The organism is Collinsella aerofaciens (genome assembly GCF_015557435.1).
Classification (GTDB): Bacteria; Actinomycetota; Coriobacteriia; order Coriobacteriales; family Coriobacteriaceae; genus Collinsella; species Collinsella aerofaciens_Z.
On record NZ_JADNOH010000085.1, the window covers coordinates 40,092 to 54,913 of the forward strand.

Genomic DNA, 14,822 nt, shown 5'->3' on the forward strand with positions numbered 1-14,822 from the left:
AAACGATGTGGGAGGGCATAAGCCCGTTTAACCACAGGAGGTAATGCACATGGCTAAGCATGGTAAGAGCTATAACGCCGCTGCCGAGAAGATCGACCGCGCCACGCTCTACACCCCCCTTCAGGCTGCCAAGCTCATCAAGGAGCTCGACACCGCCAAGTTCGACGAGACCGTCGAGGCCCACTTCCGTCTGGGCATCGATACTCGTAAGGCTGACCAGAACATCCGTGGTTCTATCTCCCTGCCCCACGGCACCGGCAAGACCGTTCGTGTTGCCGTCTTCGCCGAGGGCGAGAAGGCCCGCGAGGCCGAGGCTGCCGGCGCCGACATCATCGGTTCCGACGAGCTCGTCGCCCAGATTCAGAAGGGCGAGATCAACTTCGACGCCGCTATCGCTACGCCGAACATGATGGCCAAGGTTGGCCGCATCGGTAAGATCCTTGGTCCCCGTGGCCTCATGCCGAACCCCAAGCTCGGCACCGTGACCATGGACGTCGCCAAGATGGTCTCCGAGCTCAAGGCCGGCCGCGTTGAGTACCGCGCCGACCGCTACGGCATCTGCCACGTGCCCCTGGGCAAGAAGTCCTTCTCTGAGCAGCAGCTCGTTGAGAACTACGCTGCCCTGTACACCGAGATCCTGCGCGTCAAGCCCTCTTCTGCTAAGGGCAAGTACGTCAAGTCCATCTCCGTGTCTTCCACCATGGGCCCTGGCGTCAAGGTCGATCCCGCTGTCCAGCGTGACTTCCTGGCTGAGTAACTGTTAGTTACTGACTGAGCAAAGCAAGCATTGCTAAAGAAGCCCGGTTCTGCCTCGTGCAGGGCCGGGTTTCTTGCTATCGCGCCACCAAAACCAACACGAAGGGGACAGGCACCTTTGTGGTGGTTTTGGCACTTTGGCGTCAATGTTATGGCATCGCAGCGAGCCGGTTCCAAGTGCCCCAGGTCGCCCCGAAAGAGGAGCGACGCGTACTTTGGTACGCGAGCGACGGCTTGAGTGGCGAGATGGGGTGCTTGGGGCCGGCGCAGCGTCAAGCCTTAAAGGTGGTTACCAGGGTGTTCTGGCGGTAGAGGACTCGATGGCCTCGTGGCGCTTGAGCTCGCGGCGCATGGTTTGCGAATTGAGCCAGGCTGCCTGCCAGCCACGGATAGGGTAGTACGCTTCGTCAAGTTCAAACTGCGTATAGCCGCAGGCGTTGATGATTGTTGCCCCGCATGCATGTCGACGCTCACGCTGAAAATCGTGGCCATAGCATTGGTGCACATGCCCGTGCACCATATAGTCGGCCCCCCAGGACTCGAGCGCCGTGTTAAAGCATTCGAATCCTCGATGTGGCAGATCATCCAGATCGCCCACGCCGGCGGCGGGTGCATGGGTGAGCAAGATGTCGCAGCCGCCGACCATCCTCACTTTGCGGGACAGCTTGCGCATGCGCTTGGCCATTTCGTGCTCGGTGTACATGTTGGCACCGTCTCGGTAGCGCATGGAGCCGCCAAGCCCCGCGATGCGGACGCCGCGGTACACGTAGACGGCATCTTCGACACAGATGCAGCCGCCCGGTGCATGACGTACGTAGCGGTCATCGTGGTTGCCTCGCACGTAGATGAGCGGTTTGTTGATGACGGTGACCAAAAACTCAAGATAGTCCGGGTCCAGATCGCCAGCGGACAAAATCAAGTCAACACCCTCAAAGCGTTCCTTGCGAAAGCATTCCCAAAGGCATCGCTCTTCGGTATCGGCTACGGCAAGGATCTTCATAGGGCGTGGACTTTCGGCTCATCGTTGGGCTGCGGAATGGCACCTACCACGTTGTCGGCCAGCCAGTCCATCTCGACGATTTGCGTGCTCGGCAGCGGGGGAAAGCCCTCGATCTGCACCACGCCGTCTTGGCTATGGAGCTCGCCGCCAAATGGATTGATGGAGCCCTCGACGATGCCATTGCGGAGGAGCTGAACAAGCTTGCGCGTCTGATAGGGCAGGCCCGGAGCGTAGCGAATGTCGATTACGCCCGAGCTCATACCATACCAGTAGTTGACGGCGCGAACCTGGCTATCGTCACTGGTCTCATCCCAGGTGCCATGCAGCAGGCTTCGCACGATAAGCTCGTAGTATCGGCCCCAGTTCCATACCGGCATGGCAATGCCGACGACCTTGCCATCGACCAGGCGGTGGAGTCCGTAGGCCGTGGGGTCTTCGAGTGACTTTGACATGTCGGCGCCGGTCATGACGCTCACGCCTTCGCGGCACATGGCCTCGGCAAGACCGCCGGCGGGCACATCGCCCCAGGTGAGGATTACCTGCGCGCGAGGGTCGAGCAGCGAGGCGCCAATCGCAAAGGCGTTGATCTCGCTGAGTGCGCCTGAGGCGAAGACCGACGCGTGGTAACCGATGCGGTGGTTGTCCGCCATGCTGGCGGCAAGGGCGCCCAGCAGAAATTTTGCCTCGTACATCTTTCCAAAATACGAGCGCACGCTTTGGTGGGGAAGGCCGATAGAGCAGTTGAGGAACCGAACCCGGGGATACTCAACGGCAGCCCTGAGCGTGTATTCCATCAGGCGGTGCGAGGTCGAGAAGATGACGTTTGCTCCATGTTTGACAGCCGTTTCCGCGGCGGCGTAGAACGCGTCCGGATTGTGGCAGTCCTCGAACGCCTCGGTGCGCACGATACCGCCAAAGTGCTCATCGAGATACTGACGCCCTTGGTCGTGCAGGCTGTCCCAGCTCGACGTCGCACAGGGGAACTCATGGATAAAGGCGATGCGCAGGGGGTTGGCCGCCGAATAGACGGTCTTGCCCATAAAGAAGTTGAGCACACCGGAAGTGGACTTGGCGGGCGTCTCCTCCTCATCGACGCTCGGCGCTTCGACAAGATCGACCTTGTCCTCATTACTTTTGCCGGCAATGACCAGCTCGCGCCAGATCTTGCACAGGCGGTTTACGACGATGTCCGTCGGCGTGTCCAGCAGGCGGTCCTGGTTGTACACGTTGAGATAGACGAGCATGGCGTCGGCGGGCGTAATGTCCAGGTGGTCGCCGCCGGCGCGTAAGTAGGCGCGCTTAAAGAGCAGGAAGGTGTGGCGCAGGTAGTCGACCTTTTTCTGTGGCCACTTTTCGACAAGGTCCTGGCCGAGCATCTTGGCGAGCGTTCTATAGCTTCCCTCGCGCGAGAACTCAATCTCGTATAGGGGGCAGACGCGCCAAAACGCGCAGAACTCGCCGTACAGGCGACTTTCGACGGAATCCCATGTGCCGGGGTAGAGGCGGGTGACCTTGGCCGAAACCGTCGGGGCGTCCAGGAATTTGAGGACGCTGACGCGCTTGTTGCCCTCCTGGACGTAGAACCGATGCATGAACTCGGTGACGATGATGGGGTCGCGATAGCCCTCGGTCACCTGGATGTCATAGAGGTTGGACCACTTGCGGGCGAACTCGGTGCTAAATGGCAACAGGGGCATAAAGTTGCACGAAAAGGCTGACTGACGGCCCTTGGTAACCGTGCCGACGACCATTTCGAGCGGAATGTCCCTTAGGCCGACGCTCTCTCGCTGACCTAAGGGGAGCTGGGCAACGAGGCTATCGAGGTCCGTAAGGTACGGGTGCTCGCTTTGGCTGATGGCGCGACGGCGTCCCTGCTCGCCGCGCTTGCGTGCTTGACGATAGGCCTCTTCCATGGTGTCTACTCCCTTAGTCGTTTAAACAACGATATAAACCATGGTACCACGATGCGAAACCACCACAAAGGTGCCTGTCCCCATTGTGGTAGTTCACCTTTATGGAGGTGTTAGGCGATGATGGGGGCGATGGCGCGGATGCAGGCGTCGGCTGCCGTGAAAGTGGTGCTGTCGTCGCTGACGATAAAGATGATCTTGCCCTTGATGCCAAAGTCGCCGATTTCGCTAAAGAGCACGTAGGGCTCCTTGTCAAAGCCCGAGATGGGAAGCACGGCGGCCTTGGTGGCGTCGGTGAGCTCATCTGCCAACGCGTCCAGTGAAGCCCACTTGGACGTGTCCTTGACCGCGACGGGGACGGCTACGCGCCCAAAGGGCATCAAATGCACGAGCGTGTTCTTGGAGATGTTGGAGTTGGGGACGATGATGGTCTGCCCGCAGGCGTCCTCGATGGTCGTATGGCGCCAGGTGATGTCTTGGACCACGCCCGACACGCCGCCGACCTCGATATTGTCGCCGGGCTTGATGATGCCCATAAAGGTCACCTGCATGCCGCCGATAAGGTTTGACAGCGTGTCCTGAAAGCCGAGCGAGATGGCGATGCCGCCGACGCCAAGAGCGGCAACGAGGGCGTTTGCGTTAATGCCAAAGCAGTTGTCGAGGATAAAACTACCGCCGATCATCCAGATGACGGCGCGCGCGATGTTGATGAAGATGCTTGATGAAGGGAGTGGGTTATCGTCGCGGTTGAGCAGGTGGTACAGGGTCTTGGACGCGACCTTGGCGGCAACGGCGGTGCCGATGGCCAAGATACCTGCCCAGATGATGTTGTGGACCCATCGTTGTGCAAAGAAATGAAGAATTGGCTCAAACAATTCCATGTAGGGAAACCTCCTCATGATCGTTCAACCATGATACCCAACAAGAAGCCCGTCCGATCACATCGGACGAGCCGATAACTTGAGAAGGGGTGGCCGCAGCGGCGTAGGCTGGGGCACCGGTGAGCGCACCGGCGAGAAGTGCGGCGGTCAAAGCGAGACGTGGAAGAGATCTTCTCATGGCAGTTTCCTTAGTTCTTAACCAGTGGTCCCTGCTGACGCTGGATTATCGACATAATATGCGAAAACCGCCGCAAGGGCGCCTGTCCCTTTGCGGCGGTTTTGACGTTTGCGCAGATAAAACCTGCCAAAATAAACCTTTCCCTCTTTGGCAGGTTTTAGCTCAGCAGCATGCGGTCGTTGGCGAGCTCGCCGCCCGAGACCTCCTCGAACTTCTGCAACAGGTCGGCGACGGTGAGCGACTTCTTCTCGTCGCCTGCCACGTCGTAGATTACGTGGCCTTCGTGCATCATGATCAGACGGTTGCCCAGACGAATGGCGTCGTTCATGTTGTGCGTGACCATGAGCGTGGTCAGGTGGTTCTCGTCGACGATCTCCTCGGTCAGGTTGAGCACCTTCGAAGCCGTCTTGGGGTCGAGGGCCGCGGTGTGCTCGTCGAGCAGCAGCAGGCGCGGCTTGGTGAGTGTGGCCATCAGCAGGGTGAGTGCCTGGCGCTGGCCGCCCGAGAGCAGGCCGACCTTGGCGTTGAGGCGCGTGTCCAGACCGAGGTCCAAGCGCTTGAGCAGCTCAACGTACTCGTCCTTTTCGGCCTTGGTGACGCCCCACGAAAGACCGCGACGCTGGCCGCGGCGCTTGGCGAGGGCCAGGTTCTCGGCAATTTGCATGTCCGCTGCGGTGCCGCGCATGGGATCCTGGAACACTCGGCCCAGGTACTTGGCGCGCTGCGACTCGCTCAGACGCGAGATATCGTTGCCGTCGAGCTCAATAACGCCCGAATCGAGCGGATACACGCCGGCAATCATGTTGAGCAGCGTGGACTTGCCGGCGCCGTTGCCGCCGATCACGGTCACAAAGTCGCCGTCGTTAAGGGTGAGGTCGACGCCGGTGAGTGCGCGCTTCTCGGTGACGGTGCCCTTGTTAAAGGTCTTTTTGACGTGCGAGAGCTTAAGCATCTGCCTCATCCCCCTTCGTGTAGGAGCTGCGGAGCTTATAGCGCTCCCAAACCACGGGCACGCACAGGGCCACGGCAACAATCACGGCGGAGAGCAGCTTCATGTCGTTGGCATCCATGCCCAGCTGCAGCACGATGGCGCGAATGAGGAAGTACACCACGGAGCCAAAGACGGCAGAGGCAAGACGGACGCTAAACTGCGTCAGACCGCCGGGCAGCAGGCGGCCGAGCACCTCGCCGATAACAATGGCGGCAAGACCGATAACGATGGCGCCGGTGCCCATACCGATATCGGCATACTTCTGGCTCTGGCAGATGAGCGCACCCGAAAGGCCGATAAGGGCGTTGGAGAGCACGAGGGCGATCATCTTGGTGGAGTTGGTGTTGACGCCCAGGGCGCGGATCATGTACTCGTTGTTGCCGGTGGCGCGCAGCGCCGAACCGATCTCGGTGCCAAAGAACCAGTACAGGATGGCGACGATGGCCACGGCCAGCACAATGCCCAGGATGATGGCAACGGTGGACTGCGGCAGGCCCGTCATGTGGCTGACAGACGAGAAGATGGTGCCCTTGGCAAGGATGGGCGTGTTGGACTTACCCATGATGCGCAGGTTGATGGACCACAGGCTGATCTGCGTAAGGATTCCGGCGAGGATTGCGGGAATCTCAAAGACGGTGGTCAAGATGCCCGTGACGGCGCCGGCGATGGCGCCGGCGCACATGCCAGCCAGTACGGCGAGCAAGGGGTCGACGTTATTGTTGACGATGAGCACGGCGCAAACGCAGCCGCCGAGGGCAAAGCTGCCGTCGCAGGTCATATCGGGGATGTCGAGCAGGCGGAACGTGATAAACACGCCGAGCACCATAATGCCCCAGAGGACGCCCTGCGAAATGGCGCCCTGCAATGCAATGAGCATGCTTCATACCTCCTAGGATAGGGTGGACACGTGATTTTCCATAATAGCGGTAACACTGCATAAAAGAGCTGCGGACGGATGTTTTGTCTCATCCGAAACAAGCAGGGCGAACGCCGGTCTATAGCGTTCGCCCCTGTGGCTCAGATATTGAATAACGCGGCTATGGCACGAGCGCGGGCTCTAGATGCATTGCCACGCATGACGCTACGCGTCCAGAGCGGAAAGGTCGATACCCAGAGCCTCGGCCATCTCGTCGTTCTTGACGACGACCAGGTCCTTGCTCGAGAGATGCTTGATCGGCATATCCTCGGGCTTGGCCTCGCCCTTCAGGATCTTGACGGCCATCTCGCCTGCGGCGTAGCCCAGGTCCTCGTAGTTGATGGAGAGGGTGAACACGCCGCCGGCCTTGCACATGCCCTCCTCGCCGGTCACGAAGGGGAGCTTGTTCTCCTTGCAAATCTGGCCGACCTGCGAAGCACCCGCGGCGATGGTGTTGTCGGTGGGGGAGTACAGCGCGTCGACCTTGCCCACGGCAGACTCGACGACGGACTGGATCTCGTTGGAGCTCGAGACGGTAAAGTCGGTGTAGTCGAGGCCCAGCTTGTCGAGTTCCTTCTTGGCGGCCTTGATCTGGACGTCGGAGTTGGACTCGGCGGTGCAGTAGAGCAGGCCGACCTTCTTAACGTCGGGCAGGACCTTCTGCATCATCTCGAGCTGCTCGGCGACCGGGGTGAGGTCGGAAGCGCCCGTGACGTTGGTGCCGGGCTTGTCGTTGTCCTGGACCAGGCCGGAAGCGGCGTAGTCGGTGATGGCGCAGCCAACGATGGGGATATCGGCGGTGGCGCCGGCGGCAGCCTGCGCGGCGGGCGTAGCGATGGCATAGATCAGGTTGACGCCGTCGCCTACGAACTTGTCGGCAATGGACTTACACGTGGACTGGTCGTTCTGGGCGTTCTTCTGGTCGATCTTGACCTTGAGACCGCTCTTCTTGATGGCCTTGACGAAGCCGTCGTTGGCGGCATCGAGCGCGGAGTGCTCGGTGAGCTGCAGAACGCCGATGGTGTAGTCGGAACCGGCGGCAGCGGAGCCGGAACCAGAGTTGCCGCCGCATCCGGCGAGCGGAGCGAGCGCGAGCAGGCCAGCGGAGACAAGAAGGCTCCTGCGGCTGATGGTGATGTCCTTCATATCATTACCCCCAGTATAAAAATGGCTGGAAACACTGCACTAGGAAAAAGTGCAAGTGGGACTATAGTAACGCCGATGCCCATTTTTACAACATCCTGGCGCGTTTTTTAATACTGAACCGGATGGGCGGTGCTGAGGAACGACGGACGGTAACGGGGCTTACGCTGCGGGCGCGGGGCTGTCTTCTTCGTCTAGCGCGGCAAAGAGTTTCTTGCCGTCGAGCAAACGCGTGCTGACGTTTCTCATGCGGCTGACCTCAACGGTGCGCAGGGTGTCGTCGGCGCCTCGGGCGTCGTAGACCGTTCCCAGCAGATACGAGACGCCATCGCGCTGCCTGATGGCAAAGGGCCGGACCGTCATCCGCACCACCTCGATTTCGCCCCGGGTCAGGACATTTGTGATATCAAAGCTGACAGTTGTTCCATGGTCGATGGCCTGTTCGACGAGCTCGCACGTGTCGATACGCTTGGCGTGCGGATGCGTTGCCTTGACGGGCGCGTCGTTGGCGGCCGGTGCCGGTTCGGGCATATCGAGATAATCGCGAACATCGGCGCTCGCCATGGCGACCAGGTGCTGTGCCATGCTCTTTCGAATGGCTATGGGCGTCGATCGGTTGCGCATGACCATGCCGTGGAGCCGTATGATCTCTTCGTCAGCAAGCGGGCGGGTGAGGAGCCGATAGCCCACGCCGCGTTTATAGTCGATTTCGTATCCGGCGTGACGAAGTGCGGATATCGAGGTATAGATGCTGCGGCGTGCTGCCGAGATGGGCATGCGGGCGGGGTCGTCGGGATGGGCGAGGAGCTCGACCAGCTCGTCGGAAAGCAGCGCCTTGTCCTCGCCGGTGTTCTCGCTCAAGAGCTGCAGGATGCGTACGGCGCGATAGGCTGCCATCGAGGCGGAGCCCCTGGTCGTGGTCTCGTAGTTTTCAACAACGGCTTCGGTCATAGCGCCCACGTCCTTTCCTTTTTTGGTGATGGCAGATCAGAGCCTAGGGCGCGGAGCCTGGCCAAGGACGCGTGACGCCTTGGACGGTCGATGGTTGCCGGCAAACGGCGGGTCGAGTTTTCAACAACCCTGCCTAACTGACCAAAACCTTGCCAAAAGCTTGACGGATGCTGTTGAAAAAGCGCCCCTCGGCTTGCCGAGAGGCGCTGGCGTGATGCACTGGAACGCGTTTGTTGGCGCTATGGCGATTAGAAGTCGGCGTTACCCACGGTACGAGGGTGCGGCAGGACGTCGCGGATATTGCCCACGCCGGTGAGGTACATCACCAAGCGCTCGAAGCCCAGACCGTAGCCGGCGTGCTTGCAGGAACCGTAGCGGCGCAGGTCAAGGTAGTACTTGTACTGCTCGGGATTCATACCCAGGTCTTTGATGCGGGCCTCGAGCAGATCCAGGCGCTCCTCGCGCTGGGAGCCGCCGATAATCTCGCCGATACCGGGAACCAGGCAGTCGGCGGCGGCGACGGTCTTGCCGTCCTCGTTCAGGCGCATGTAGAAGGCCTTGATCTCGGCCGGGTAGTCGGTTACGAAGGTCGGGCGCTTAAAGTGCTCCTCGGTCAGGAAACGCTCGTGCTCGGTCTGCAGGTCGATGCCCCAGCTGACGGGGTAGTCGAACTTGTGGCCCGCAGCAACTGCCTGCTCCAGGATCTCGACGGCCTCGGTATAGGTGACGCGGGCAAAGTCGGAGTTAGCGACATGGTCCAGGCGCTCGAGCAGGCCCTTGTCCACAAACTTGTTGAGCATATTGAGCTCGTCGGGGCAGGTGGCCATAACGTCCTTAAGGACGTACTTGAGCATAGCCTCGGCGTTATCCATGTAGTCGTTGAGGTCGGCGAAGGCCATCTCGGGCTCAATCATCCAAAACTCGGCGGCGTGGCGCGTGGTGTTGGAGTTCTCGGCGCGGAAGGTGGGACCAAAGGTGTACACATCTCCAAAGGCCGTGGCGAAGTTCTCGGCGTTGAGCTGACCGGACACGGTAAGGCTCGCGTGCTTGCCAAAGAAGTCCTGACTCCAGTCGACCTCGCCGGCTTCGGTCAGGGGCGGGTTTTTGGGGTCGAGCGTGGTCACGCGGAACATCTCGCCGGCGCCCTCGCAGTCACTCGTGGTGATGATGGGGGTGTTGACGTAGACAAAGCCCTGCTCCTGGAAGAAGCGGTGGATAGCGGCAGCTGCGACAGAGCGGATGCGGAACACGGCGCGGAACAGGTTGGTGCGCGGACGCAGGTGCTGCTGGGTGCGCAGGAACTCGACGGTTGCGCGCTTCTTCTGCAGCGGGTAATCCGGGGCGCTGACGCCCTCGACCTCGATGGAGGTGGCAGAAAGCTCGAAGGGCTGGGGCGCATCGGGGGTCAGTTTGACGGTGCCGGTGCAGATGAGGGCGGCCGAGACGTTTTGATGGGCGATCTCGTCGTAGTTGTCGAGCGCCTCGCGGTTCATGACGACCTGCAGGTCGCGGAAGCAGCTGCCGTCGTTGAGTGTAACGAAGCCAAAGTTCTTCATGTCGCGGACGGACTTGACCCAGCCGGCAACGGTGACGGTCTGGCCACCGAGCGACTCGGCATCGGCATAGAGCTGCGCGATTTTGGTGCGGTTCACGTATCCTCCCATAACGGTTGTACGGATTATTTCCAAACAGTTAACCATTCTAACCCGCGAGCGGGGCGTAGCAAAACGTCAGGTGTGATGTATGGGCGTGACGTGGGCACCGCGCAAGCGTCGATTTTGCGGTGCCTAGTGCCCGCAGATGGCTTGGCGCATGAGGGCAGCGTAGGTGTCGATTCCCGCCTGGGTGAGGTGTGTGCCGTCGTCGACGAGGTATTCGCTGTGGCCCTCTGAGGCGCCGTTCCAGTCGATGACGCCGGCGTTGTCGTTTTGGGCACAGACGTCACGAATCGTCTGGTTATTGCGGTCCTGTAGCTCGAGCGGTACGCGCACGGTCACAAAGTAGATGGGCTTGCCGCCCACGGCATTAATCACGTCCTGTACCTGCTGGGGGTCGCGGATGAGGCCGTTGGTGCCAAGCGCGCAGATGACCACGCTTGGATCGTAGTTGGCACTGTCCTGTGCATAGACGTCCTGGAAGGTGTAGAACTGGCGGCTCACCACGCCGTCGATGTAGGCGTTGGGAAGCGCTGCCTGAATGCCAGATTGGGCACCTGCGGTGACCGAGTCGCCGATCATGAGCACGCGGGCGTCGCAGGTCCCGGTCGCCTCGTCGTAGGTAAAGCTCTTCCAGTCAAGGTTCTTGGGGACCTTTTCGGCGATAGGTCCCTCTTTGGGTTTTTGCTTGGTTGCGTCATCGGATGCGGTGTCGCTGGGCTGGGAATCTTTACCGGATGCAGGCTCGGCGCCCTTGTCGTTGGCTCCGTTGTCCTGGGACGAGGTCGCGTTCTGGGCAAGCTCGGGACGGAGCTGCTCGGCGCGGGCGGTGGCGATGCCTGCCCAGTCAAGCGGCGCGAAGGCAAGTGCGGCGACGCATGCGGCGCCAAGCGCGGGGAGCACCATGGCGGGCGCGAGGACGTGTTTTCTTGCCGTGCTGTCCTGTTGGGTCGGCTTGTGGGACCAAGGGCGTTCGACGAGGCGATAGAAAACCTCGGCTACCGCAAGAATCAGTACAAGCTGTAATACCTGCTCCCACCAGGCGATGCGGGTAGTGCGGGTTGCGGGGTTCATAAGAAGCAGTAGGGGATAGTGCACCAGATAAACCGAGAACGAGCGCTGGCCCAGCCAGACGAGCGGCTTGACCGACAACAGACGACGCACGATGCACTCCGTATTCTGCACGCAGATGATGAGGAGTCCGGTGGCGAGGGCAAACAGCAAAAAGCCGCCGCGGTAGAGCCAGGCGCTCTCTCCGGTCAGCATGAGTGCGCCGGCTATAACGGCAACGAGCCACGCGATAGAAATCGCGTTGACCTTTGAGATGCCCTTGTTGGCGCCGGGGGTATGGATGTCACCGCTCAGCATCTCGCGCAGACGCGGCGCGGCGATGGCGGCTAAGGCTCCGCATAGAAGCTCGGCGGCACGGGCGTCGGTTCCGTAGTAGACGCGCGATGTGTCGGCGGTGGGATTAAACATGAGGACCATGGCTGCCGTCGACGCAAGCGCGAATGCGATCGTGATGCCGATGGCGGTGTTGCGCGACCTGGTTTTGCTGCACAGTGCCATAAGGATGACCGGCCATACCAGATAGAACTGCATAGTGACAGCGCAGAACCACAGGTGCGTGAGCGGCGAGGGGAGTCCCGCGGCGGCGAAATACGAGACGTTGCGGAAGATGTAGAACCAGTTGCTCAAAAAGAGTGCCGATGGCAGGGCGTCCTGCTGCACCTTAGGGAGTAGGCTCGGGGCCGCGATGTAGGTGGCGACGGCGGTAAGCGCGATGGTCACGACGATCGGCGGCATCATGCGCGCAATGCGGCGGCAGATATAGCGCGGGTACGAGACTCCGTCGCGTGCCGTGGCTCGCATAATGCTTTTGGTGGCGAGATAGCCACTCAGCGTAAAGAAGAGTGTAACGCCCAAAAAACCGCCGGTCAGGCGGCTGGGGCGAAGGTGATATAGGACGACGCCGGCGATGGCGAGGGCGCGGAGCCCGTCGAGCGCGACGATGCGTTGGTTGCGTTGAGGCGCGGCATGTGCGGCGCCCGTGGGTGTGTTTTGCATCGATCTTCCTCCAATGTCGACCTAGCAGTCTAGCGCTCTGCGCGGACAAAGGAAGGGGGTTCGTGCGGTTGAACAACATGCCGCGGGGCGATGCCTCGCTACGCAAAAGCCGCACCTGCGTTGATGCTCAGCTGCCTATATAGAAACGTTTCAGAACCTCTACATAGGCAAAAACAACAGCACAGATGCGGCAAAGATGCGCGGGTGGTTGAGCCTTTATGCGATGATGCTCGGCTACTTGGTCTTGGCCACCAGCAGCGGGTCGCCGAGCTTGACGAGCGGATTGCCGCCGATAAGCGTGCCAGACTCGCCGACGTGGTCGATGCTCTTGAGGCGGTCGAGCTCAGAGACGATGACGGTCACGATGTCCTCGTGACCAGCGGCCTTAATGGCCTCGCGGTCGAAGCTGATGAGCGGCTGGCCGGCCTTGACCGTGTCACCCATCTCGACAAAGCGGGCAAAACCCTTGCCGTTCATTTCCACGGTGCCCAGGCCAACATGGATGAACACACGAAGACCGTCCTCGGTGATCATGCCGATGGAGTGGTTGGTGACGGTGGTGGCGCCGATACGGCCGTTGGCAGGGGCGTAAATGGTGCCGGTAATGGGCTCGATGCCATAGCCCTGGCCGAGCATGCCCGAGGCGATGGTCTCGTCGGGAACCTCACTCAGATTGACGAGCACGCCGTTGACGGGAGCGTAGATGACGCCTTCGCGGGTGGCGAAGCTTGCTGCGGGCGGAACGGACGCCTCGCCCGACGAAGTGAACGTGGACTTGAGCGAATCGAGCAGACCCATAGATGCCTCCAACGTATCAGGCGCGCATGTTGCACGCGTGTGGTTTGCCGGAAACGTTTCGTACGTGTTTCCCAGCACGGTCAGCGCTCCTATTTTACGCTGCCTAACGATACCTCTGAACAGCGATTTTGTGATATATCAGTTGAAGGCCAACTTATTGCGGGGGTGTTTCTGCGCCGCGGGCTCAAGTGGGGTACGCTAGGGTGCGAAAAACGAGTGCGCACGAATCGCACGGAGGGAGCACCTATGATTATTGAGAACCATGCGCTGTGGGGCGAGGAGCCGACCGAGGATTATCCGGCGACGTTTACGTATCTGGGTGCCGAGCCGCTGCCCGACAAGCCCAATGGCCGCCGCCCCGCGGTGATCATCTGCGGCGGAGGTGGGTTTACGCATATCGCTCCGCACGAGCAGGACCCGGTGGCGTTTGCATTTTTGGACCGCGGCTACCAGGCCTTTGTGCTCAACTATGTGACGAGCGCCACGGGCGACGTGAGCTTTCCGCACCCGCAGGCGGACCTCGCCAAGATGGTCGCTACCGTGCGCGCCAACGCCGACGAGTGGCATGTCGATCCCAAGCGCGTGTGCATCGTGGGCTTCTCGGCGGGCGGCATGATCTGCGCCTCGTTGGCAACGCAGTGGAAGACCGGACCCTTCGCGGGTCTTGCCGGGGCTCGTCCGGAGGATATTCGTCCCGACGCCGTGGTGCTGGGCTATCCGTTGCTCGACCTTGCCTATGTGCGCGATATGCAGACGCGCGACCCGCGCATCGACCTGCGCGTGCCCAAGACGGGTGGCAAGACGGGGCGCGATTTGCTCAACGACTATCTGTCGATGGTGACGGGCGGCGAGGCGACCGATGAGCACCTGACCGACATTTGCCCTACCACGCATGTTTCGCGCCAGATGCCGCCGACCTTTGTGTGGGGCGTGTCCGACGACAAGACAGCGCCGATCGCACAGGTCTATCCGTTTGCGCAGCGCATGGCCGAGGAGGGCGTCGCTTGCGAGATGCACGTCTTTGACCAGGGCGGTCACGGCCTTTCGCTCGGCAACGCCAACACCGCGGTCGACAACGAGGACAAGCAGGTGGCAGTCCGTCCTTGGATCCGCCTGGCCTTCCGTTTCCTGGAGCGCCATATGTAAAAGTAGACTACTTGCCCGTTTCAAAAAGTCTGCTTAGAGGAGGAGCCATGCTTGAGGGTACGTATGTGGTTTTGGCCCAGACGCCGGTGGGGAGCAAGCGCGGCGAGGTGACGTTTTCACATGGGGTGAACGGCGCGCTCAGGGCAGTACTAAACGTCAGGGGTCTCAATATCGCTCTCTCGGGTGCCCGCGCTGAGTGCGATTTCTTTGAGCTCTCGGGTACTATCTCCCACGTCCTGATGGGCAAGGCGCCCTTTACATGCACGGGGTCGGTTGAGGGTGATCGACTCACTGCTACCGCGCGGTCGGGTTCCATTTCGATCTCGCTGAGCGGTATGCGCAAAGAGCTTTCGGGGCGCACCGCATAAAGTTTGCGCAGGTAAACATCGGTATTTGACTTTATAAAATAGTTCAGAGCGCTATCATTTGT

13 protein-coding genes are annotated in these 14,822 nt (G+C 60.7%); 3 read left to right on the plus strand and 10 right to left on the minus strand.

The genetic code is table 11. From position 1 onward, the window contains the following. The first annotated feature begins 49 nt into the window (after nucleotides 1–49). A complete protein-coding gene (rplA, locus tag I2G43_RS08285) occupies nucleotides 50–757 on the plus strand; it encodes a 50S ribosomal protein L1 (RefSeq protein ID WP_022093892.1) in 708 nt (235 codons plus the stop codon). A gap of 288 nt (nucleotides 758–1,045) precedes the next feature. Here the strand turns inward: rplA and I2G43_RS08290 are convergent, their stop codons facing one another. The 10 genes from I2G43_RS08290 to I2G43_RS08335 form a co-directional block, all read right to left on the minus strand. Then, nucleotides 1,046–1,756 carry a metallophosphoesterase family protein gene (locus I2G43_RS08290; RefSeq protein ID WP_195535789.1) on the minus strand — a complete coding sequence of 237 codons (711 nt, stop codon included), beginning with the start codon at nucleotides 1,754–1,756 and terminating at the stop codon, nucleotides 1,046–1,048. Continuing rightward, nucleotides 1,753–3,669 carry a BMP family ABC transporter substrate-binding protein gene (locus I2G43_RS08295; RefSeq protein WP_195535790.1) on the minus strand — a complete coding sequence of 639 codons (1,917 nt, stop codon included), beginning with the start codon at nucleotides 3,667–3,669 and terminating at the stop codon, nucleotides 1,753–1,755. Before I2G43_RS08295 ends, I2G43_RS08290 begins: the two co-directional genes overlap by 4 nt. 110 nt (nucleotides 3,670–3,779) lie before the next feature. Further along, nucleotides 3,780–4,547 carry a mechanosensitive ion channel family protein gene (locus I2G43_RS08300; protein ID WP_195535791.1) on the minus strand — a complete coding sequence of 256 codons (768 nt, stop codon included), beginning with the start codon at nucleotides 4,545–4,547 and terminating at the stop codon, nucleotides 3,780–3,782. Between the two features lie 335 nt (nucleotides 4,548–4,882). Beyond that, nucleotides 4,883–5,677: an ABC transporter ATP-binding protein gene (locus tag I2G43_RS08305; RefSeq protein WP_138113127.1), complete on the minus strand. Its 795-nt coding sequence runs from the start codon at nucleotides 5,675–5,677 to the stop codon at nucleotides 4,883–4,885. Next, on the minus strand, nucleotides 5,670–6,593 hold the full coding sequence (locus I2G43_RS08310) for an ABC transporter permease (RefSeq protein WP_195535792.1): 924 nt from the start codon (nucleotides 6,591–6,593) through the stop codon (nucleotides 5,670–5,672). The genes I2G43_RS08305 and I2G43_RS08310 overlap by 8 nt, the downstream gene beginning before the upstream one ends. Before the next feature lie 204 nt (nucleotides 6,594–6,797). Further along, entirely contained in the window at nucleotides 6,798–7,778 is a 981-nt protein-coding gene (locus I2G43_RS08315; protein WP_195535793.1) for an ABC transporter substrate-binding protein, read from the minus strand. 159 nt (nucleotides 7,779–7,937) lie between these two features. After that, on the minus strand, nucleotides 7,938–8,726 hold the full coding sequence (locus tag I2G43_RS08320) for a hypothetical protein (protein WP_195535794.1): 789 nt from the start codon (nucleotides 8,724–8,726) through the stop codon (nucleotides 7,938–7,940). Nucleotides 8,727–8,974: 248 nt separating this feature from the next. Next, a complete protein-coding gene (gene asnS / locus I2G43_RS08325; protein ID WP_324249528.1) occupies nucleotides 8,975–10,378 on the minus strand; it encodes an asparagine--tRNA ligase in 1,404 nt (467 codons plus the stop codon). A 135-nt stretch (nucleotides 10,379–10,513) separates the two neighbouring features. Beyond that, the gene (locus I2G43_RS08330) at nucleotides 10,514–12,448 is read right to left on the minus strand and encodes an acyltransferase family protein (RefSeq protein WP_195535795.1); all 1,935 of its coding nucleotides are present in this window, start codon (nucleotides 12,446–12,448) and stop codon (nucleotides 10,514–10,516) included. Between the two features lie 234 nt (nucleotides 12,449–12,682). Then, nucleotides 12,683–13,246: a PTS sugar transporter subunit IIA gene (locus I2G43_RS08335; protein WP_195535796.1), complete on the minus strand. Its 564-nt coding sequence runs from the start codon at nucleotides 13,244–13,246 to the stop codon at nucleotides 12,683–12,685. A 246-nt stretch (nucleotides 13,247–13,492) separates the two neighbouring features. Here I2G43_RS08335 and I2G43_RS08340 point away from each other — a divergent pair, with 246 nt between their 5' ends. Next, nucleotides 13,493–14,392, plus strand: a complete 900-nt coding sequence (locus I2G43_RS08340; protein WP_117839997.1) for an alpha/beta hydrolase — start codon at nucleotides 13,493–13,495, stop codon at nucleotides 14,390–14,392. 47 nt (nucleotides 14,393–14,439) lie between these two features. Then, complete coding sequence (locus tag I2G43_RS08345; protein ID WP_117786142.1) at nucleotides 14,440–14,760, plus strand: hypothetical protein; 321 nt, start codon at nucleotides 14,440–14,442, stop codon at nucleotides 14,758–14,760. The last annotated feature ends 62 nt before the right edge of the window (nucleotides 14,761–14,822 follow it).